This is a genomic window from Streptomyces sp. BI87, from assembly GCF_025957665.1.
Taxonomy (GTDB): Bacteria; Actinomycetota; Actinomycetes; order Streptomycetales; family Streptomycetaceae; genus Streptomyces; species Streptomyces albidoflavus.
Map to the genome: position 1 here is coordinate 3452630 of NZ_CP110079.1, position 18408 is coordinate 3471037.

Annotated in this window: 23 protein-coding genes; 13 read left to right on the top strand and 10 right to left on the bottom strand. The window is 71.1% G+C overall.

The window, feature by feature from the left end; all coding sequences use genetic code 11:
• Nucleotides 1-149 precede the first annotated feature (149 nt).
• The gene (locus OIM89_RS15190) at nt 150-464 is read right to left on the bottom strand and encodes a hypothetical protein (RefSeq protein ID WP_030696676.1); all 315 of its coding nucleotides are present in this window, start codon (nt 462-464) and stop codon (nt 150-152) included.
• Between the two features lie 303 nt (nt 465-767).
• Between OIM89_RS15190 and rpsF the strand changes: the two genes are divergently transcribed.
• From rpsF to rplI, 4 genes are all read left to right on the top strand, one after another.
• Nucleotides 768-1058 (top strand): 30S ribosomal protein S6, encoded by a 291-nt coding sequence (gene rpsF / locus OIM89_RS15195; RefSeq protein ID WP_003949400.1) that lies wholly within the window; start codon nt 768-770, stop codon nt 1056-1058.
• A gap of 78 nt (nt 1059-1136) precedes the next feature.
• On the top strand, nt 1137-1724 hold the full coding sequence (locus tag OIM89_RS15200; protein ID WP_030696675.1) for a single-stranded DNA-binding protein: 588 nt from the start codon (nt 1137-1139) through the stop codon (nt 1722-1724).
• 66 nt (nt 1725-1790) lie between these two features.
• The gene (gene rpsR / locus OIM89_RS15205) at nt 1791-2027 is read left to right on the top strand and encodes a 30S ribosomal protein S18 (protein WP_003949403.1); all 237 of its coding nucleotides are present in this window, start codon (nt 1791-1793) and stop codon (nt 2025-2027) included.
• 18 nt (nt 2028-2045) lie between these two features.
• Nucleotides 2046-2492: a 50S ribosomal protein L9 gene (gene rplI / locus OIM89_RS15210; protein WP_030696674.1), complete on the top strand. Its 447-nt coding sequence runs from the start codon at nt 2046-2048 to the stop codon at nt 2490-2492.
• A 136-nt stretch (nt 2493-2628) separates the two neighbouring features.
• On the opposite strand, the gene OIM89_RS15215 is transcribed toward rplI, so the two are convergent.
• Nucleotides 2629-3966, bottom strand: a complete 1338-nt coding sequence (locus OIM89_RS15215; RefSeq protein WP_047466375.1) for an MATE family efflux transporter — start codon at nt 3964-3966, stop codon at nt 2629-2631.
• A gap of 469 nt (nt 3967-4435) precedes the next feature.
• Here OIM89_RS15215 and dnaB point away from each other — a divergent pair, with 469 nt between their 5' ends.
• The gene (gene dnaB / locus OIM89_RS15220) at nt 4436-5905 is read left to right on the top strand and encodes a replicative DNA helicase (protein ID WP_030696672.1); all 1470 of its coding nucleotides are present in this window, start codon (nt 4436-4438) and stop codon (nt 5903-5905) included.
• A gap of 24 nt (nt 5906-5929) precedes the next feature.
• Here dnaB and OIM89_RS15225 read toward each other — a convergent pair whose 3' ends face one another.
• Complete coding sequence (locus tag OIM89_RS15225) at nt 5930-6499, bottom strand: dihydrofolate reductase family protein (protein ID WP_030696671.1); 570 nt, start codon at nt 6497-6499, stop codon at nt 5930-5932.
• 157 nt (nt 6500-6656) lie between these two features.
• Here OIM89_RS15225 and OIM89_RS15230 point away from each other — a divergent pair, with 157 nt between their 5' ends.
• The 4 genes from OIM89_RS15230 to OIM89_RS15240 all read left to right on the top strand — a co-directional run bounded on the left by OIM89_RS15230 (nt 6657) and on the right by OIM89_RS15240 (nt 10298).
• On the top strand, nt 6657-7199 hold the full coding sequence (locus OIM89_RS15230; protein WP_018470260.1) for a DapH/DapD/GlmU-related protein: 543 nt from the start codon (nt 6657-6659) through the stop codon (nt 7197-7199).
• A gap of 112 nt (nt 7200-7311) precedes the next feature.
• A complete protein-coding gene (locus tag OIM89_RS15235; protein ID WP_247860645.1) occupies nt 7312-8460 on the top strand; it encodes a serine hydrolase domain-containing protein in 1149 nt (382 codons plus the stop codon).
• Between the two features lie 49 nt (nt 8461-8509).
• Nucleotides 8510-8746 carry a GNAT family N-acetyltransferase gene (locus tag OIM89_RS30000; protein WP_107049079.1) on the top strand — a complete coding sequence of 79 codons (237 nt, stop codon included), beginning with the start codon at nt 8510-8512 and terminating at the stop codon, nt 8744-8746.
• A 151-nt stretch (nt 8747-8897) separates the two neighbouring features.
• Nucleotides 8898-10298, top strand: coding sequence for a serine hydrolase domain-containing protein (locus OIM89_RS15240; RefSeq protein WP_030696668.1), 1401 nt, complete (start codon nt 8898-8900; stop codon nt 10296-10298).
• Nucleotides 10299-10455: 157 nt separating this feature from the next.
• On the opposite strand, the gene OIM89_RS15245 is transcribed toward OIM89_RS15240, so the two are convergent.
• The 7 genes from OIM89_RS15245 to OIM89_RS15275 all read right to left on the bottom strand — a co-directional run bounded on the left by OIM89_RS15245 (nt 10456) and on the right by OIM89_RS15275 (nt 16028).
• Nucleotides 10456-10959: a GNAT family N-acetyltransferase gene (locus tag OIM89_RS15245; RefSeq protein ID WP_051727128.1), complete on the bottom strand. Its 504-nt coding sequence runs from the start codon at nt 10957-10959 to the stop codon at nt 10456-10458.
• 52 nt (nt 10960-11011) lie between these two features.
• Nucleotides 11012-11470, bottom strand: a complete 459-nt coding sequence (locus OIM89_RS15250) for a MarR family winged helix-turn-helix transcriptional regulator (RefSeq protein WP_030696666.1) — start codon at nt 11468-11470, stop codon at nt 11012-11014.
• A 153-nt stretch (nt 11471-11623) separates the two neighbouring features.
• Nucleotides 11624-12502 carry a GNAT family N-acetyltransferase gene (locus OIM89_RS15255; RefSeq protein ID WP_030696665.1) on the bottom strand — a complete coding sequence of 293 codons (879 nt, stop codon included), beginning with the start codon at nt 12500-12502 and terminating at the stop codon, nt 11624-11626.
• Between the two features lie 200 nt (nt 12503-12702).
• Complete coding sequence (locus tag OIM89_RS15260; RefSeq protein WP_030696664.1) at nt 12703-13185, bottom strand: NUDIX domain-containing protein; 483 nt, start codon at nt 13183-13185, stop codon at nt 12703-12705.
• A 46-nt stretch (nt 13186-13231) separates the two neighbouring features.
• Entirely contained in the window at nt 13232-14137 is a 906-nt protein-coding gene (locus OIM89_RS15265; RefSeq protein WP_264491349.1) for a LysR family transcriptional regulator, read from the bottom strand.
• Nucleotides 14138-14342: 205 nt separating this feature from the next.
• Nucleotides 14343-15467 carry a cystathionine gamma-lyase gene (locus OIM89_RS15270; RefSeq protein ID WP_264491350.1) on the bottom strand — a complete coding sequence of 375 codons (1125 nt, stop codon included), beginning with the start codon at nt 15465-15467 and terminating at the stop codon, nt 14343-14345.
• A gap of 180 nt (nt 15468-15647) precedes the next feature.
• Nucleotides 15648-16028 carry a phage holin family protein gene (locus tag OIM89_RS15275; RefSeq protein ID WP_030696661.1) on the bottom strand — a complete coding sequence of 127 codons (381 nt, stop codon included), beginning with the start codon at nt 16026-16028 and terminating at the stop codon, nt 15648-15650.
• Nucleotides 16029-16145: 117 nt separating this feature from the next.
• On the opposite strand from OIM89_RS15275, the gene OIM89_RS15280 reads away from it, so the two are divergent.
• The 4 genes from OIM89_RS15280 (at nt 16146) to OIM89_RS15295 (ending at nt 18403) form a co-directional block, all read left to right on the top strand.
• Entirely contained in the window at nt 16146-16463 is a 318-nt protein-coding gene (locus tag OIM89_RS15280) for a cupin domain-containing protein (protein WP_003949433.1), read from the top strand.
• 199 nt (nt 16464-16662) lie between these two features.
• Nucleotides 16663-16878 carry a DUF5326 family protein gene (locus tag OIM89_RS15285; RefSeq protein ID WP_030696660.1) on the top strand — a complete coding sequence of 72 codons (216 nt, stop codon included), beginning with the start codon at nt 16663-16665 and terminating at the stop codon, nt 16876-16878.
• 171 nt (nt 16879-17049) lie between these two features.
• A complete protein-coding gene (locus OIM89_RS15290) occupies nt 17050-17868 on the top strand; it encodes an IclR family transcriptional regulator (protein WP_030696659.1) in 819 nt (272 codons plus the stop codon).
• 97 nt (nt 17869-17965) lie between these two features.
• Nucleotides 17966-18403, top strand: a complete 438-nt coding sequence (locus tag OIM89_RS15295; protein ID WP_008408208.1) for an SsgA family sporulation/cell division regulator — start codon at nt 17966-17968, stop codon at nt 18401-18403.
• The last annotated feature ends 5 nt before the right edge of the window (nt 18404-18408 follow it).

Genomic DNA, 18408 nt, shown 5'->3' on the forward strand with positions numbered 1-18408 from the left:
CCCCATGGGGTCAGGGGCTCCGGCTCTCGCGCGAAGCCTACTTCGCCGGTGATCGCCCCGGTCGGGCCGCCACCGAATCGGCCAGGACGCGCCGCCGGCCGGGGGACCGTCCCGTCGCGGAACGGTCCCCCGGCCGGAAGGCGGCGGCGTCAGCTGATCACGCCGCCGAACAGGCCACCGTGGGCGACGCCCAGGTAGAAGCCGAGGGCGGAGGCACCGAGCCCCACGATGAGGAGCGTGCGCTCCCGGGTCGTCTCGGAGATGAACTGGCCGTAGGCACCGGTGAGGATGCCCACCAGGCCGGCCCACGAACTGATCAGGTGCAGATGGTGGAACCCGGCCGTGACCAGGGCCAGCGCCCCGAGCACCAGGGTGACCACCATCAGCGAGTCCTGGAGCGGGTGGGGCTTGCCGTCGGTGGCGAAGAGGGAACCAGCGGTCTTCGGACGCGTCGTCTGGGCCATTAGGGCACCTCCTGCGGAAGCGGCGCTCACCTCGGTGCCGGGCACCGGTGCTGCGCATCCGGTGCCGAAGCACCCGATATACCCAGATTGCGGGCATCGGCGGCCGGATTTCAACCGGAAGCGGTCGTGCGGGTACTCTGTACCGTCTGCACCGGTGTCTGCCCAGATCCTGGATCACCCGCTCACCACGGCTCCCGCTCGCGGGGTCCGCCGTCAGCGGTGGCCGATACCGTTGCGCTCGCATCAAGACCCTCCTGCCACGGAACGACCGTGGCCGCTGAGTCCAAAGGAGGTGGGTTCTACATGCGTCACTACGAGGTGATGGTCATCCTCGACCCCGATCTGGAGGAGCGCTCCGTCGCCCCCCTGATCGAGAACTTCCTCTCCGTCGTCCGTGAGGCCGACGGAAAGGTCGAGAAGGTCGACACCTGGGGCCGTCGTCGTCTGTCGTACGAGATCAAGAAGAAGCCCGAGGGCATCTACTCGGTGATCGACCTCCAGGCCGAGCCTGCGGTCGTCAAGGAACTCGACCGCCAGATGAACCTGAACGAGTCGGTCCTGAGGACCAAGGTCCTCCGCCCCGAGACCCACTGAGCTTCTTCCGCTCAGTAGTTCCACTCGGGCTCCGAGTAGCAGCCAGCAGCCAGCAGCAAACCCGCCGAGAGGTACCCCATGGCAGGCGAGACCGTTATCACGGTGGTCGGCAATCTTGTCGACGACCCCGAGCTGCGCTTCACCCCGTCCGGTGCGGCGGTCGCGAAGTTCCGCGTCGCGTCCACTCCCCGCACCTTCGACCGTCAGACCAACGAGTGGAAGGACGGCGACAGCCTCTTCCTCACCTGCTCGGTCTGGCGTCAGGCGGCGGAGAACGTCGCCGAGTCGCTCCAGCGAGGCATGCGCGTCATCGTGCAGGGCCGGCTGAAGCAGCGGTCCTACGAGGACCGTGAGGGCATCAAGCGCACGGTCTACGAGCTGGACGTCGAAGAGGTCGGTGCCAGCCTGCGGAACGCCACGGCCAAGGTCACCAAGACCACCGGTCGCGGTGGCCAGGGTGGTTACAGCGGCGGTGGCGGCGGCGGCCAGCAGGGCGGCTGGGGCGGCGGCCCCGGCGGTGGCCAGCAGCAGGGCGGCGGCGGTGCTCCCGCCGACGACCCCTGGGCCACCAGCGCTCCTTCCGGCGGCGGCCAGCAGCAGGGCGGCGGCGGCTGGGGCGGTAGCTCCGGCGGCGGTGGCGGCTACTCGGACGAGCCCCCCTTCTAGGACGCTCCGCGTCCGCGAGGGATCAGGGTTCGCCACCACACTTCTTGATCACACAGGAGAAACACCATGGCTAAGCCGCCTGTGCGCAAGCCTAAGAAGAAGGTCTGCGCGTTCTGCAAGGACAAGGTCACGTACGTGGACTACAAGGACACGAACATGCTGCGGAAGTTCATTTCCGACCGCGGCAAGATCCGTGCCCGCCGCGTGACCGGCAACTGCACGCAGCACCAGCGTGACGTCGCCACGGCTGTGAAGAACAGCCGTGAGATGGCGCTGCTGCCCTACACGTCGACCGCGCGATAAGGGAAGGGTGACCGAATCATGAAGATCATCCTCACCCACGAGGTCTCCGGCCTCGGTGCGGCCGGCGACGTCGTCGACGTCAAGGACGGCTACGCCCGTAACTACCTGGTCCCGCGTGGTTTCGCGATCCGCTGGACCAAGGGTGGCGAGAAGGACGTCGAGCAGATCCGTCGCGCTCGCAAGATCCACGAGATCGCCACCATCGAGCAGGCCAACCAGGTCAAGGCCGAGCTCGAGGGCGTCCAGGTCCGCCTGAGCACCCGTTCCGGCGAGGCCGGCCGCCTCTTCGGTTCCGTCACGCAGGCCGACATCGCCGCGGCGATCTCGGCCGCCGGCGGCCCGAAGGTCGACAAGCGTCGCATCGAGCTGGACGCGCCGATCAAGTCGCTGGGCGCGCACTCCGCGTCCGTGCGTCTGCACCCCGAGGTCGCCGCCAAGGTGAACGTCGAGGTCGTCGCCGCCTGATCAGCGATCTGGCAGCGTGAAGCGGAGGGCCGCACCCGTCAGGGGTGCGGCCCTCCGTCGTGTGGCGTCCGATGTTTCACGTGAAACATCGGGCTTGGGGGTGTCCGGCCGGGTCAGTGATGTTTCACGTGAAACATCACCGGCTGGCGCCGGTGACCAGCCACCGCCCCGACCTCGTACGGAGCCCCAGGGTGACCGCGCGGGTGGCCATCATCAGCGTCATGGCGCCCCAGACCGCGGTGAGGCCGCCGCCCCAGCTGGGGATCAGCAGGGCGAAGGGCGTGAAGATCGCCAGGGTGAGCAGCATGGCCCAGGCGAGGTACGGCCCGTCGCCCGCTCCCATGAGGACGCCGTCGAGGACGTAGACGATGCCGGAGAGGGGCTGGCAGAGGGCGACCACCACGAGGGCGGGGAGGGCCGCGTCCTTCACGGCTCCGTCGCTCGTGAACAGGGGGACGAAGAGCGGGCGGGAGACGATCACGAGGACACCCAGGACGATGCCGGAGCCGATGCCCCACTCGACCATGCGCCGGCAGACGGCCTTGGCTCCGGCGCTGTCCCCGGCGCCCAGGTAGCGCCCGATGATCGCCTGGCCGGCGATGGCGATGGCGTCCATGGCGAAGGCGAGCAGGCTCCACAGGGAGAGGATGATCTGGTGGGCCGCGATCTCCGTGTCACCGAGGCGGGCCGCCACCGCCGTCGCGATCATCAGGACGGCCCGCAGCGACAGGGTCCGGACCAGCAGCGGGGCGCCGGCCTGTGCCGAGGCGCGGATGCCGGCCGCGTCCGGCCGGAGCGACGCCCCGTGCTTGCGGGCGCCGCGGACGACGACCACCAGGTAGACGGCGGCCATGCCGCACTGGGCGATGACCGTGCCCCAGGCGGAGCCGGCGATGCCGAGTCCGGCGCCGTAGACCAGGACGACGTTGAGGATGGCGTTGGCGACGAAGCCGCCGATGGCGACGTAGAGCGGGGTGCGGGTGTTCTGGAGGCCGCGGAGGACGCCGGTGGCGGCCAGGACGACGAGCATCGCGGGGATGCCGAACGAGGAGATGCGGAGGTACGTCACCGCGTACGGGGCAGCGGTCTCGGAGGCGCCGAAGAGGTCGATGAGGGCCGGGGCGGTCGGCAGGACCACCGCGATGACGGCGGCTCCCAGGATCAGCGCCAGCCAGATGCCGTCCATGCCCTGGCGGATGGCGGCGGAGAGCTCACCCGCGCCGACGCGGCGGGCGACGGCGCCGGTGGTGGCGTAGGCGAGGAAGACGAAGATGCTGACCGCGGTGGTCAGCAGAGCGGAGGCGACGGCGAGTCCGGCGAGTTGCGCGGTGCCCAGGTGACCGATGATCGCGCTGTCCGCCATCACGAAGAGGGGCTCGGCGACGAGGGCTCCGAAGGCGGGTACGGCGAGGGCGACGATCTCGCGGTCGTGCTGACGGCGATGGTGCTTGGCCTGCGGAGCTGCCTTGGTCATGGCGCCCAATGTAATCATCCACAGGTAACAGATGCAATGGGAGTGCGCTCCTTACGTGTGGCCAGGTTGCGGGTCCGCGGGCAACGGTTTGGCGACGATCTCGCGCGAGTTGGGGAAGTTTTTCCCCTGCACAGCCTGCGGATGGTGAAACGCCAGGTCAGCGCTAGGATGTCGGAGCCCCTGAGGGGTTGTTCACAGCGCTGTCCACGGCGGCGTGCACAGGTTTCGGCGAGTTCTCCACAGCATTGGGTCGATCATCCACAGGGCCTGTGGATAACCAGATTGGCTGACGGTGCCGACGGGCCTACCGTGGTCCGGCGACCCACCCGCGTGCGGCCCGGGTTCCGACTGAGGAATCTCGCGACTCCGACGCGTCAGATGAGGGGTTGGGCCTCTCGCTTTGTCAGTGTCGGGCCGTACGGAAGCGCGCACGGCGAGGTCCGCTCGGCGGACGGATGGAGGCGGCACGGTGAGTATCTCCGAGCCCTTGGACGACCCGTGGGCGGCGGACGCCGGACCCGGTGACCGGCTGCCGGCCTCCCGGCGCCGGGGCAAGGGCAACGACGGAGGCCGTGACCGCGCCGGCGACACCTGGGACGGCGGCGGGGCGACCGCGTTCGAGCGCGTGCCCCCGCAGGACCTCGACGCCGAGCAGTCGGTCCTCGGCGGCATGCTCCTCTCCAAGGACGCCATCGCCGACGTGGTGGAGATCCTCAAGGGCAACGACTTCTACCGCCCGGCCCACGAGACGATCTACCAGGCCATCCTCGACCTGTACGCCAAGGGCGAGCCGGCCGACCCGATCACCGTCGCCGCCGAGCTGACCAAGCGCGGCGAGATCACCAAGGTGGGCGGCGCCCCCTACCTCCACACCGTCGTGCAGACGGTGCCCACCGCGGCCAACGCCGAGTACTACGCGGAGATCGTCCACGAACGGGCGGTGCTCCGCCGGCTCGTGGAGGCGGGCACCAAGATCACGCAGATGGGATACGCCGCCGACGGCGACGTCGACGAGATCGTCAACAGCGCCCAGGCGGAGATCTACGCCGTCACCGAGCAGCGGACCTCCGAGGACTACCTGCCGCTCGGCGACATCATGGAGGGGGCGCTCGACGAGATCGAGGCGATCGGCTCCCGCAGCGGCGAGATGACCGGTGTGCCCACCGGGTTCACCGACTTCGACTCCCTCACCAACGGCCTGCACCCCGGCCAGATGATCGTCATCGCCGCCCGACCCGCCATGGGCAAGTCCACTCTGGCCCTGGACTTCGCGCGGGCCGCCTCGATCCAGAACAACCTGCCCAGCGTGGTCTTCTCCCTGGAGATGGGCCGCAACGAGATCGCCATGCGCCTGCTGTCGGCCGAGGCCCGGGTCGCCCTCCACCACATGCGCTCCGGCACGATGACCGACGAGGACTGGACGCGGCTCGCCCGCCGTATGCCCGACGTGTCCGCCGCACCGCTCTACATCGACGACTCCCCGAACCTGTCGATGATGGAGATCCGCGCCAAGTGCCGCCGGCTCAAGCAGCGCAACGACCTCAAGCTCGTCGTCATCGACTACCTCCAGCTGATGCAGTCAGGCGGCTCCAAGCGCGCCGAGAGCCGTCAGCAGGAGGTCTCGGACATGTCCCGTAACCTCAAGCTCCTCGCCAAGGAGCTGGAGATCCCGGTCATCGCGCTCTCCCAGCTGAACCGCGGCCCCGAGCAGCGCACCGACAAGAAGCCGATGGTCTCCGACCTCCGCGAGTCGGGCTCCATCGAGCAGGACGCCGACATGGTCATCCTGCTCCACCGCGAGGACGCGTACGAGAAGGAGTCCCCGCGCGCCGGCGAGGCGGACCTCATCGTGGCGAAGCACCGTAACGGCCCCACGGCCACCATCACCGTCGCCTTCCAGGGCCACTACAGCCGGTTCGTCGACATGGCGCACGGCTGAGGCGAGCCGCGTGGGCGCTGCCGCTCAGCGCCTCGTCTCGTACCTGGTCAGGACCACGCCGCCGGGGAACGTCCGGGTCTCTAGCAGCTTCAGCTGCACCCAGCCGTCCAGCGGACCGAAGAACGGTGTGCCGCCGCCGACCAGCACCGGGTGGGTGGCGATCGCGTACTCGTCGATCAGCCCGGCGCGCATGGCCGCCGCGGCGAGCGTCGCACCGCCGATCTGAAGCGGGGCGCCGTCCTCGGCCTTGAGACGGGTGATCTCGGCGATCGCGTCGCCGGTGACCAGGCGGGTGTTCCAGTCGAGCTGGTCGTCGAGAGTAGAGGAGAAGACCACCTTCGGTGTGGACCGCCAGTTCTGGGCGAAGGCGATCTCCGCCGGGGTGGCGTCGGGCTGCTGGTCGCCGGTGGGCCAGTAGGAGCTCATCGTCTCCCACAGCTTGCGGCCGTACAGCGTCAGGCCGCTCTCCTGCTCCTGGTCGAGCCACCACTGGAAGAGCTCGTCGCTGGGTGGTCCGCTCCAGCCGATGTCGTCCCCGGGCGCGGCGATGTAGCCGTCCAGGGACAGGTTCATGCCGTAGATCAGTTTCCGCACGGCCCAGCCTTCCGTCGACGCGGACGGGCCGTCCGGCACCGCCCCGGACGGGCATACCACGGGCTGGGGACAAGCACGGGCGACGAGGCCGTGAGGCCACGGAGAACGACCAGTTCACGCGAGCTCGACAGGCCGTGCGCTGGTACCGTGCTCGGCCATGGCCGACGACCGTCTCATGCGCATCCACAGTGACGAGTTCCGGGCGATGTCCGAGCGGGTCCTGCGGGCCACCGAGTTGACCTCCCGGCTGAACGTCCTGCCGTTCGAGGACGAGGCGGGCAAGGCCGAGCTGTTCGAGCGGATTCTCGGCCGGCCGCTGCCCGCCAGGACCACGATCTACCCGCCCTTCTACACCGACCACGGCCTCCACCTGGAGCTGGCCGAGCGGGTGTTCATCAACCAGAACTGCACGTTCCTGGATTACGCGGGCATTCGGCTCGGCGAGCGCGTGATGGTCGGCCCGAAGGCCACCTTCATCACCCTCGGGCATCCGGTCGACCCCGGGGAGCGGCGGGAGTGGCTGAGCGGCGGACCCATCGACGTGGCGGAGAACGTGTGGATCGGCGCCGGGGCCACGATCCTGCCCGGCGTCAGCATCGGCCGGGACGCCGTCGTCGCCGCGGGTGCGGTCGTGGCCGAGGACGTTCCGCCGGCGACCCTGGTGACCGGCCCGAAGGCGACCGTCAACCGGCAGTGGTGAGGCGGGCCGGGCCGCCGGCCCACCGAAAAGACCTCGCGGTCCGCCGGAGGGACTCGTAGTCTGTCGCGGTCCGCCGACCTGGGGCCGGGTCGGGAAGCGCTCGGGAACTGGGGTGTGCACGGTGGAGATCGGCGGCTGGGCGGATGAGGGCTTCGGGGGCGTCGCGGACGTCTTCCGGGAGAACTTCGACGTGTTCGGGGAACTGGGCACGGCCGTCTCGGTCCGGGCCGGCGGCCGCCCGGTGGTGGAGCTCTGGGGCGGGGTCGCCGACGAGCGGTCCGGCCGCCCCTGGGACCAGGAGACGGTGGTCCCCGTCTTCTCCTGCGCCAAGGGCCTCGTCAGCATCTGCGCGCATCTCCTCGCCCAGCAGGGCAGGCTCGACCTGGACACACCGGTCGCCGCCTACTGGCCGGAGTTCGCCGCCGAGGGCAAGGAGCGGATCACCACGCGCATGGTCCTCGGCCACCGCGCCGGGGTCCCGGTACTCGACCGCACCGTGAGCTTCGGCGAGATCACCGAGTGGACCCCCGTCGTTCGTGCGATCGAGGAGCAGCGACCGCTCTGGGAACCCGGCGAGGCGTACGAGTACCACGGGCACGTCTTCGGCTTCCTGGTCGGCGAGGTCATCCGCCGGATCACCGGGCTCACCCCCGGCCGCTTCTTCCGCGAGGCGGTCGGCGGGCCGCTCGGGCTGCGGGCCTGGATCGGCCTGCCCGCCGCTGAGAGGGGGAAGTTGGCGCGCCTGGTGGAGGCCGAGGGGCGTCCCGCCGGCGATCCGCAGTCCCTGCTGATGCGCATCGTCACGATGAACGGCGCGCTGGTCTTCCCCGGCCTGGAGGAGCCGCACGGCTTCAACGACCCCGAACTGCTCGGCACCGAACTCCCTGGCGCCGGCGCGGTCGCCTCCGCGAGCGGGCTCGCCGCCCTGTACGGGGCAGCCGTGACGGGCCTCGACGGCGGGCCGCGCCTGCTCTCCGAGGAGACCCTGACCGACGCGGTGCGCGAGGTGTCGGCAGGGCCCACCTGGCAGGGGTACGACCTCGGTCAGCGCTGGGGCTCCGGCTTCCTCCTCGACTCCGGGCGGCCCCGCCCGATGCTGGGCGGCCGCAGCTTCGGCAACGACGGCGCCGGCGGCCAGTTCGCCTTCGGCGACGACGAGTTCGGCGTCGGATTCGCCTACGTGGCCAACCGGATGATCGGCCACGGCGACGACCGCGCCAACCGGCTCATCACCGCGCTGCGGGGGAGCCTCAAGACGTGACGGCGCCCGGCAGGAGGACGCGGACGGCGCTCCGGCCGGGGCCGGGGGGATGGCTGGGGGGCCGGACTCTCCGCTCTGTGCCTCCTGCCGCGTAGAGCGCCCATCAGGTGCCGAAGGCACCTTTCCGGTCGGGCACGTGGAACTCCGGCCCGACGCGGACCGGCCGGACCGGACGGAGCTGTCGTACGGGTTACTCCGGAAGGCCACAGGGCGGGGGCTGGCGCGGGAGGCGGTTCGTGCGGTGCTCGACGGTACCGGAATGAGCGAGGCACGCATGCGGAGCTGATCGCGGTGACCCAGGTCGCCGACACCCCCTCCCGGCGCCTGCTCGACGCGGTCGGCCGGCAGCCGGGGCCCCAGAACGGCCGGGTGAGCCACTCCCGACGTGACCGGGAAAAGGGCTGGACCTCACCGGGCCGAACGAGTGGAGTGGGGCCATGACGACTCATGAGACCCCGGAAGACCTCGGCCTTCTGTCCACCACCCGCCGGGCCCTGAACCACCGCCTCGCCAGGGCGCAGAGCGAGTCCCGGGTGCCGTCGCTGGTGGCCGGAGTGGCGCGGGACGGCGAGGTGATCTGGGAAGGCGCGCTCTCCGCGCTGGAGGGGGTCGGGGTCGACGGCGACACCCAGTACCGGATCGGGTCGATCAGCAAGACCTTCACGGCTGTTCTGGTCATGCGGCTCCGCGACGAAGGGCTCCTGGAGCTGACCGACCCGCTGGAGAAGCATCTGCCCGGTACCGGCGCGGGCCAGGCCACCGTCGCGGACCTGCTCTCCCACACCGGCGGTCTCGCCGCCGAGGCGCCGGGCGAGTGGTGGGAACGGAGCCCCGGCACCCTGCGCCCCGAGCTGGCCGACGTGCTCGGTGAGGAACCGCACCGCCACCCTGTCGGCCGGGTCCACCACTACTCCAACCCCGGCTACACCCTGCTCGGCGCCCTCGTCGAGGAAGTGCGCGGCGAGCCCTGGGAGAAGGTGCTGCGCGCCGAGGTGCTGGAGCCGCTGGGGCTGACCCGCACCAGCTACGGGCCGCAGGAGCCGTACGCGCGGGGCTGGGCGGTGCACCCCTGGGCCGACGCCCTCCTCCCGGAGCCCGCCCACGATCTGGGCCGGATGGCGCCGGCCGGTCAGCTCTGGTCGACCACCCGCGATCTGCTCCGCTTCGCCGCCTTCCTGATCCAGGGCGACGACAGGGTGCTCAGCGCAGCATCGGTGCGCGAGATGCGGACGCCTGCCGCCCCGAGCCTGCCGGGGGCGCAGGAGAGCGCCTACGGACTCGGGACGCAGGTGCTGAGCGTCGGCGGGACGACGCTCACGGGCCACATGGGCTCGCTCCCGGGGTTCCTCGCGGCCCTGCTGGCCCGTGAGGACGAGGGCCTGGCCGCCGTGGTCCTCGCCAACACCACCTCCGGACTCCTCACCGGCAGCCTCGCCGCCGAACTCATCGGCATCGTGGCCGAGGCCGAGCCGTCGATGCCCCGGCTCTGGCGCCCGATGGCCGAAGCCGACCCGCGGGTCCTGGAGTTGGCGGGCGCCTGGTACTGGGGCGTGACGCCGTACGGGCTGCACTGCGGGGCCGATGGTGGTGTGGAGCTGCGGCCGTTGAAGGGAGCCGGGCGGGCCGCGCGCTTCGTATCCGCCGGTGACGGGTCGTGGCGGGGCCTGGACGGCTACTTCCTGGGGGAGACTCTGCGGCCGGTGCGGGACACCGAAGGCGCCGTGACCCACTTGGACTTGGGGTCCTTCGTCTTCACGCGCGAGCCCTATGCGCCGGATTCGGTGGTCCCTGGTGGCGTGGACACCAAGGGTTGGCGTGCGGCTGGGGAGTTGGGCTGACCGAGCTGCCTCGATCGGCATGTTTCACGTGAAACATCCGCCCTGCACACGATGATTCGTGATGTTTCACGTGAAACATGGCTCACGCGGTGTTTCACGTGAAACATTGTTCCTCAGCGGCCTGTTGGGCGCGCGTCGACCGGCAAGCAGACCCGGCTCAGAGCTGGAGCTTGAACCCCACGTGGGAGGCGACGAAACCCAGGCGCTCGTAGAAGCGATGGGCGTCCTCGCGGGTGGCGTCGGAGGTGAGCTGGACGAGCCGGCACCCCTCGGCGCGAGAGGTCTCGACGGCCCACTCGATGAGGAGGGTGCCGAGCCCGCTGCCCCGCTCGTCCGCGTGGACGCGCACCCCTTCGATCAGGGACCGGGTGGCGGCCCGGCGGGAGAGACCCGGGATGAGGGTCAGCTGAAGCGTTCCGACGACCTTCCCGGCCCGTTCGGCGACGACGAGGCGCTGGTTCGGGTCGGCCGCCAGCCGGGCGTGCGCGGCCAGGTACGGGGTGAGGTCGTCCGGGGACTCCCGGGTGGCGCCGAGGGGGTCGTCGGCGAGCATGGCGACGATGGCGGCCACGTCGGACGCCTCGGCGCGGCGTATCAGGAGCGCCTCGCCGGGGGAATCCTGGGTGCGGTCCCGCTGGAGTGCGTCTTGAGGGTGATCCATGAGCGGCACAGTAGACCAGCCGGCGGGGAGCCCCCGGAGGGCCGCTGAAGAGTCAGGCGGGGGTGCGCAAGGTCTCCACGGCCTGGACGAGCGGGGCGAGTTCGGGGTTCTGGGCCGCAGTGTCGAGAGCTTCCCGCAGGGCGGTGTCGTTGGTGGGGCGGGCCTCGTCGAGGAGGGCCTTCCCGGCCGGGGTGACGTCGGTGTAGATGCCGCGCCGGTCGGTGGGGCAGAGGTAGCGGGAGAGGAGGCCGCGGTCCTCCAGGCGAGTCACCAGGCGCGTGGTGGCGCTCTGGCTGAGGACGACGGCGTCGGCGACCTGCTTCATCTGCAGATGGCCGCCCTCACCGTCGTGCTGCCGGCTGAGCACGTCCAGCAGGGAGTACTCGCGGGTGCTGAGTCCGTGCCCGGACTGGAGGGCCCGCTCCACGTGCGTCTCGATGCGTCCGTGCAGCAGGGACAGTGCGCACCAGCTCTGCGCCAGTGCGGTCAGCGCGGGGTCCGTGGCGGTCATGGTTCCTCGCTCCTCCTGGTCGGTGCCCCCTCGGCTCCTCCCGGCGGGCGCCGAAAGTCCGGGTGCCGTCCAGCTTAAGACATGCGCGCAATATCACGCGTATGCATATAACGCGCGCCTGCAATCACATGTTCCCGCGTCCGCCGGAACACCTCAGGCCGCGGCCACGGTGAGGGGAGCGAACCGCCTGGTCCAGTCGCCGGGCAGACCGGGCAGAGCGCGGGTCAGCAGCTCGCTGGTGGTGACCACCGGCATCCCACGCTCGCCCAGCCACTCCAGCAGCGCGGTGTGCCGGGCGTCGACGTCCACCCGGAGCGGGCGGGTGCTTCCCTCGGCCAGACCCGTGATCAGGGCCTGCGCGGTGCGCGTGTCGCGGGCGATGAGCGGGCCGACGACCTCGGTGCCGGTGTTGGGCCAGCGCGCCGCGAAGCCCGTCAGCTCCCCGTCCTCCTCCGCCACCAGGAAGCGGTCGGCGAAGGCCGGAAGCCGGGCGATCAAGGGTGTGCGGTCGGTGCCGAACACCTCGGCGTCGAGCTGGAGGATGCGGGGGAGGTCCCCGGCCCGCGCGGGAGAGAGGGTGAGCCCGGGCCTGGCCGGCAGGGCGGCCGCTCCGGTGAGGCGGCCAGTGGCGGCGGCCGCCCGGCCGATCGAGGTGAAGCCGAGCTTCCGGGCGAGCGGGAGCATGCTCCCGGAGGCGTAGAGGGTGAGCGGTACCCGCTCGCTGTACTGGACCACGTGCTCCAGGAGGCAGCGTCCGAAGCCCCGACCGGCGTACCGGTCGGCGATCAGCATCATGCCGATCGCGGTGAAGGCGGGGGCCTCGTGCGGGCCGAAGTCGGTCAGGGTGCAGGCGCCCAGCAGCCCGCGTCCGTCCGGAGCGTCCACCCCGACCCCGTGCCCGGCCGCGAGCAGCAACCGCCACTTGTGCTCCTCCGGGGACCACCCCCTGTCGTGCGCGAGGCTCGTGCAGGCCGGGAGGTCCCGGAGGGTGAGGGGGCGAACCGGTAGAGCGGAGAGCGCAGGTGTCGACACGCGGCCCAGGTTGACCGACGGGGGTCCCTCCCGTCCACCGTCTTTTCAGCCGTGGAGCGAGCACTTCCAGGGCGGCAGGAAAGCCCGTCCGGCGGATATCTGTGCAGCTCATGGGCGAGGTCCACACAGTCTCGGAAGTCGGGCCCGGCCGGGATGTGCGGTGTTTCACGTGAAACATCGGCGGGCGCGCCTGCTCCCGCTCAGCCGAGATCAGGGGCGAGCAGCGCCTGGACGCCCTCGATGTTGCCGTCCAGATAGTGCCGTAGCGACAGCGGGACCATGTGGACCGAGGCGATGCCGAGGCGGGTGAACGGGATGCGCACGATCTCGTACTCCCCGCACGGTTCCTCGACCTCCGGGCCGTGGCGCAGTGCCGGGTCCATGGAGCCGAGGCGGCAGACGAAGAAGTGCTGCACCTTCACGCCGGTGGTCTCGGCGTCCTCGCCGATGTGCTCGACGGTGTCGACGAAGCAGGGGACGACATCGGTGATCTTGGCGCCCAGCTCCTCCAGGACCTCGCGGTGGAGCGCGGCGACGACAGTGCTGTCCTCCGGCTCGACCCCGCCGCCCGGGGTCACCCAGTACGGATCGACGCCGGGCTTGGTGCGCTTGATCAGGACGAGCTGGTCGCCGTCGAGGAGGACGGCGCGGGCGGTGCGCTTGACCACGGAGCGAACGGTCATGGGGGAAATCTGGCCCCGCACGTTCCACGTGAAACATCGCGGGGGCTCACCCCCAGGCGGCGGCGGCCCGCAACAGCCACTCGTGGGCCGTCGCGATGTGCGGCAGAGCCTGTGTACCGGCCCGCACGGCGACGAAGTAGGTCCGCAGCGGTGGAACCGGCGGCTCCAGCAGCGTGACCAGCTCGCCCCGGAGCAGAGCCTCCTCGCAGAGATACCGCGGCAGGACGGCCAGGCCGGCGCCCGCGACGACGCACGACAGGATCGCCCGCAGGTCGGGGGCGACCAGAGCGGCGTGCTCGGGAGGGGGTGCGTCGAAGACGGTGGTCCAGTAGCGCCGGGCGAAGGGGAGGGACTCGTGCACGTCGACGACCGGCACCTTGGCGAGCGCCTCGGCTCCGCCGCGCCGGACCGCTCCGGGGGCGAACCGCCCGGCCCAGCGTGCTCCCGCCACCAGGAGGTGCTCCTCGTCGCAGAGCGTTCCGGCGCTGAGCAGGGTGCCGCGCGGGCGGCGGGTGGCGACCGCCAGGTCGTGGTGGCCGGCGGCGAGCCCTTCGAGGACGTCGTCGGTGGAGCCGAAAGAGGTGCGGAGCCGGACCGCCGGCCCCTCGGCCCCCGTCATCCCGACGAGGGCCGGCAGGACGCGTTCCGCCATGAACTCGGGCGGGCCCGCCAGGTGCAGGGTGCGCAGCGGCGCCTCCACCTCCAGGCCGCCTTCGGCGATCTCCACCAGGGCGTCCAGATGGGGCGCCGCCCGGTGGGCCAGCTCGTCGCCGACCGAGGTGGGCGTCACCCCGCGGGCCTTGCGGAGGAAGAGCGGGCGGCCGAGCTGGCGCTCCAGGGTGCGTATCTGCGAGGTGACCGCCGGCTGGGAGAGGCCGAGCAGGGCGGCGGCGCGGGTGAAGGACCCGGCTCGGTGGACCGTGACGAACGTACGCAGCAGCGCCAGATCCACGCCCTCAACCCCTTCGTCGCAGGCCGTCACTCGCGGTTCAACTATAAATATGTCGATAGGTCGCTGCTGCCACAGTGATTGGACACTGACGCAGGGTCAACTAGCCTGGACAGTGCGGCTCTTCAGGACCGGAGCCGGGACGGCCCGAGCCACGAGGGGGGAGGCTCGGGCCGTCCGTACGCGTGAGGTCTGTGCGCCTGCCGGTTCAGGCGTCGTCGAGGGAGAGGTCGAGGGCGCGCGTCACATCCGCGAGGAGGTCTTCGGCGTCCTCCGCCCCGACGGAGAAGCGGACGAACCCCTCGCCGACGGCGTCCCCGCCCCAGCGGCCGCGGCGCTCGGCGGTCGAGCGCACGCTGCCGAAGCTGGTCGCGTCCTCGACCAGGCGCAGTGCGGCCAGAAAACGTTCCGCCCGCTCCTTGGTCCCGAGATCGAAGGAGACGACCGAGCCGAAGCGGTGCATCTGCCGGGCGGCGACCGCGTGCGAGGGGTCGTCGGGCAGCCCCGGGTAGCGCAGGCCCGCCACATCGGCACGGGCCCGGAGGGCCTCGGCCAGCGCCAGGGCGTTGGCGGTCTGGCGCTCGACGCGGAGTTGCAGCGTGGCGAGGGAGCGGTGGGCGAGCCACGCCTCCATCGGTCCGGGGATCGCACCCACGATCTTCCGCCAGCGCTGGACGCCGGCGGCCAGCTCGGCGTCGCGGCAGGTCACGTGGCCGAGCAGGATGTCGCCGTGGCCGGTCATGCCCTTGGTGTCGGAGGCCACCGCGAAGTCAGCGCCCAGCTCCAGCGGACGCTGGCCGAGCGGGGTCGCCAGGGTGTTGTCCACCGCGACCAGCGTCCCCTGGGCACGGGCGGCCGCGACGAGTCGGCGGATGTCGCACACGTCGAGGCCGGGGTTGGACGGGGTCTCGATCCACAGCAGCTTGGCGCCCTCCAGGACGTCCAGCTGGGCGTCGCCGCCGGTCGGGGCGGTGCGCACCTCCACGCCCAAGGCGGTGAGCTGCTCGCGGACGAGCGGCAGAGCCTGGTAGCCGTCGTCCGGCAGGACCACCACGTCGCCGGTGCCGACCTGGGAGAAGAGCACGGCCGAGATGGCCGCCATCCCGGAGGCGAAGACCAGCGTGTGCGCCTCCTCGCCCGGTGCCTCCAGCTCGGCGATGGCGCGTTCCAGATGGGTCCAGGTCGGATTGGAGTCCCGGCCGTAGGAGTAGGGCCCGCTCACGTCACCGGGCAGGTGGAAGTGGGCGGCGAAGACCGGCCCGGGAAGCGTTGGCTCGTTCTTGACCGCCTCGGGCAGCCCTGCTCGTACCGCCCTCGTACCCTCGCCCGTCATCGTGGCCGCCTTTCTCGCGTCGTTCGGGCCCCCGTCGGGCGGACGCCGACCGGAGGGCCGCCCTCCCACAGCATCGGACACCCTCTCCAGACACCGCACAACACGTCCACGACCTGGACAGATGGACTCGGCGGGCGGGCCGTGCGGACGGCCCGCCCGGGCGGAGCGGGTCGGAGGCCGTCAGTCCTTGCGGTCGGGCAGGGCGACGTTGAGAGCCCAGGAGACCACCGAAATGATCAGGCCACCCAGGACCGCGGTCCAGAAGCCGTCGACGTGGAAACTCAGGTCGAACTGGCCCGCCAGCCAGGAGGTCAGCATCAGCATCAGCGCGTTGACCACCAGCGTGATCAGGCCGAGGGTGAGCACGAAGAGCGGGAAGGTCAGGACCTTCACCACCGGCTTCACCAGGAAGTTGACCAGGCCGAAGATCAGGGCGACGACAATGAGCGTGAGCGCCTTGTTGCCGGTGCTGTCGCCGGTGAGGGTGATGTCGTCGAGCAGCCACACGGCCACCAGAAGGGCGGCCGCGTTGGCCAGCGTCTTGACTAGGAAATTGGTCATGTGTCTGATCGTGACAGACAAGATCGGCGTCGGCCGGGCGTCCGCCCGCACGGCAGGTCGGGCAGCGGGCCGGACCGAAGGCGCACACCGAGAACCGAACAGAGAGGCCAGCGGCTGATGAAGGCTTTCCGGCTCGACGAACTGGAGGCGGAGCGCGCCGCCAACGACGGCGCCTACCTCCAGTTCCTGCGTGAGCGGAACATGTCCGTGGGCCTGTACGCCCTCGACGCCGGCCAGCTCGACCCGCAGCAGCCGCACCGCCAGGACGAGGTGTACCTCGTCGTCAGCGGCCGGGCGGCCATCACGGTCGGCGAGGAGACCACCGAGGTGGCGCGCGGCAGCGTCGTCTACGTACCGGCCGGGACGCCGCACAAGTTCCACCACATCAGCGAGGACCTGCGGGTGATGGTGGTCTTCTCCCCGCCGGAAGGCTGACCGGCCGGCCCGGGAACCCTGGCCGCACCCCGGCGGTTCCCTAGGGGGAGCGTCAGGGAGAGACGGGGGGTCCGAGCGGCCCACCGCGCCCGCCGCCCACCTAGCATCGAAGACGACACGGCAGCGCGAGGGCCCCACCGGGCCTGGCCGCACCGTCGGCCGCGCCACCCGGGCGCGACAGGCAGAGAGGGGACAGGTCATGGGCGCACGCGAGGTATTCATCGGACTCCCGTGGTGGGTGAAGTGGATCGCGATCCCGGTCCTCGCCCTCTTCATCTTCGGCGGGCTCATCGCCTCCGTCGTCGGCTTCGTCGTCGGGCTGCTCTTCAAGATCCTGGTCTTCGTCGCCCTCGTCGGCGGACTCATCTACGTGGTCCGGAAGTTCTTCCCGTCGTCGGGCCGGGGCAGCTGGTAGCGGCCAGCACGGAGGCGCGGCGGTTCGTCCACCCGGGGGAACGCCTCCCCAAGCGGCGAACTCGCCGTCAGGCCACGCACTACAGTCCGGAATCCGGCGCGAAGGCCCCGTCTTCGCACCGCTCCGGGCGGCCACGCCCGGGGGCACATGCTCTCCGGGGGTGACCAGGCCATGGCCCACGCCACGCCCGCGGACCGACCGGATCACTGGTCCACGGGTTCACATCAGGACGACGGCCATGCCGCGCCCACACTCATCGGCTCCGTCCAGCGGGCGTTGCGACTGCTGGAGGCGGCGGCCGTCCACGAAAGCGGGGCTCCCGCCAAGCAGTTGGCCCGGGAGGCGGGCGTCGCCCTGCCCACCGCCTACCACTTGCTGCGCACCCTCACCCACGAGCGGTACCTGCGCCGGGTCGACGGGGTCTACGTGCTGGGGCCCGCGGTGGGCCGTCTCGACGAGGCGCACGCCCAGCAGAGCCGCCGCCACCTCATCGACGACGTCCTGCGCCACTGGCACGAACGCCTGGGCGCACCCGTCTACTTCGCCCTGTACCGGGACGGCGAGGTCGACCTCGTGGCGACGGCGGACACGCCCGGGAATCCCGCGGTCGCAGAATGGGCCGACTTCCGCGAGACGGCCCACGCCCACGCCATCGGCCAGTGCCTCCTCTCGCAGCTCGACGAGGAAGGCCGCCGCGACCACCTCTCCCGGCACCCGGTCCGGCCGCTCACCCCGTACTCGGTCCCGGACAGCCAGCGTCTGCTGCGCCGGCTGGCCGCGGCCGAGCGTATGCAGCCCGTTGTCGAGTACCAGCAGTACGCGCTCGGCGTGGCCTGCGCGGCGGTGCCGATCACCGTCGGGTCCAGCGCCGCCGTGCTCGCCGTCTCCCTGCCCGCCGCTCAGGCGGAACGCCTCCGGGGCACCACACAGCTGCTGCACCGGGACGTCGGCAGCATTCTGCGGCGGCTCCGGTTCTCTATCAGCATCTGAAAACTCACTCCTTGTGATCCAATGATGGCGTTCTGCAAGATGCCATGAAGGGCCGGGACGGATTTCGGCCACATGGCGGCAACTGGCGGGGTAGTCCATGCGCGAGTCAGTACAGGCAGAGGTCATGATGAGCTTCCTCGTCTCCGAGGAGCTCGCCTTCCGCATCCCGGTGGAACTGCGGTACGAGACCGTCGATCCGTACGCGGTGCGGCTGACGTTCCACCTCCCCGGAGACGCCCCGGTCACCTGGGTCTTCGGGCGTGAACTGCTGGTCGAGGGAGTTCTGGACGCCGCGGGCGACGGCGACGTCCGGGTCTGCCCGGTGGGGCAGACGGCCACCAGGGAGGTGCACATCACCCTCCAGGTCGGCTCCGAGCAGGCGCTCTTCCGGGCAGGCAAGGCGCCGCTGCTCGCCTTCCTCGACCGCACCGACCGGCTCGTCCCGCTCGGCAGTGAGCGAGCACACGCCGATTTCGACAGCCACCTCGACGACGCTCTGAACCGCATCCTGGCCGAGGAGCAGAGCGCCGGCTGAGCAGG

What these genes read in the sequence shown, in the direction of transcription:
- OIM89_RS15200 (WP_030696675.1), top strand. Translation starts at nt 1,137, where the DNA reads ATGGCAGGCGAGACCGTTATCACGGTGGTCGGCAATCTTGTCGACGAC.
- OIM89_RS15245 (WP_051727128.1), bottom strand. Translation starts at nt 10,959, where the DNA reads ATGGATCACCCTCAAGACGCACTCCAGCGGGACCGCACCCAGGATTCC.
- OIM89_RS15190 (WP_030696676.1), bottom strand. Translation starts at nt 464, where the DNA reads ATGGCCCAGACGACGCGTCCGAAGACCGCTGGTTCCCTCTTCGCCACC.
- rpsF (WP_003949400.1), top strand. Translation starts at nt 768, where the DNA reads ATGCGTCACTACGAGGTGATGGTCATCCTCGACCCCGATCTGGAGGAG.
- OIM89_RS15295 (WP_008408208.1), top strand. Translation starts at nt 17,966, where the DNA reads ATGCGCGAGTCAGTACAGGCAGAGGTCATGATGAGCTTCCTCGTCTCC.
- OIM89_RS15260 (WP_030696664.1), bottom strand. Translation starts at nt 13,185, where the DNA reads ATGACCGTTCGCTCCGTGGTCAAGCGCACCGCCCGCGCCGTCCTCCTC.
- rpsR (WP_003949403.1), top strand. Translation starts at nt 1,791, where the DNA reads ATGGCTAAGCCGCCTGTGCGCAAGCCTAAGAAGAAGGTCTGCGCGTTC.
- OIM89_RS15250 (WP_030696666.1), bottom strand. Translation starts at nt 11,470, where the DNA reads ATGACCGCCACGGACCCCGCGCTGACCGCACTGGCGCAGAGCTGGTGC.
- OIM89_RS15285 (WP_030696660.1), top strand. Translation starts at nt 16,663, where the DNA reads ATGGGCGCACGCGAGGTATTCATCGGACTCCCGTGGTGGGTGAAGTGG.
- rplI (WP_030696674.1), top strand. Translation starts at nt 2,046, where the DNA reads ATGAAGATCATCCTCACCCACGAGGTCTCCGGCCTCGGTGCGGCCGGC.
- OIM89_RS15230 (WP_018470260.1), top strand. Translation starts at nt 6,657, where the DNA reads ATGGCCGACGACCGTCTCATGCGCATCCACAGTGACGAGTTCCGGGCG.
- OIM89_RS30000 (WP_107049079.1), top strand. Translation starts at nt 8,510, where the DNA reads ATGGCTGGGGGGCCGGACTCTCCGCTCTGTGCCTCCTGCCGCGTAGAG.
- OIM89_RS15270 (WP_264491350.1), bottom strand. Translation starts at nt 15,467, where the DNA reads ATGACGGGCGAGGGTACGAGGGCGGTACGAGCAGGGCTGCCCGAGGCG.
- OIM89_RS15280 (WP_003949433.1), top strand. Translation starts at nt 16,146, where the DNA reads ATGAAGGCTTTCCGGCTCGACGAACTGGAGGCGGAGCGCGCCGCCAAC.
- OIM89_RS15275 (WP_030696661.1), bottom strand. Translation starts at nt 16,028, where the DNA reads ATGACCAATTTCCTAGTCAAGACGCTGGCCAACGCGGCCGCCCTTCTG.
- OIM89_RS15215 (WP_047466375.1), bottom strand. Translation starts at nt 3,966, where the DNA reads ATGACCAAGGCAGCTCCGCAGGCCAAGCACCATCGCCGTCAGCACGAC.
- OIM89_RS15240 (WP_030696668.1), top strand. Translation starts at nt 8,898, where the DNA reads ATGACGACTCATGAGACCCCGGAAGACCTCGGCCTTCTGTCCACCACC.
- OIM89_RS15290 (WP_030696659.1), top strand. Translation starts at nt 17,050, where the DNA reads ATGGCCCACGCCACGCCCGCGGACCGACCGGATCACTGGTCCACGGGT.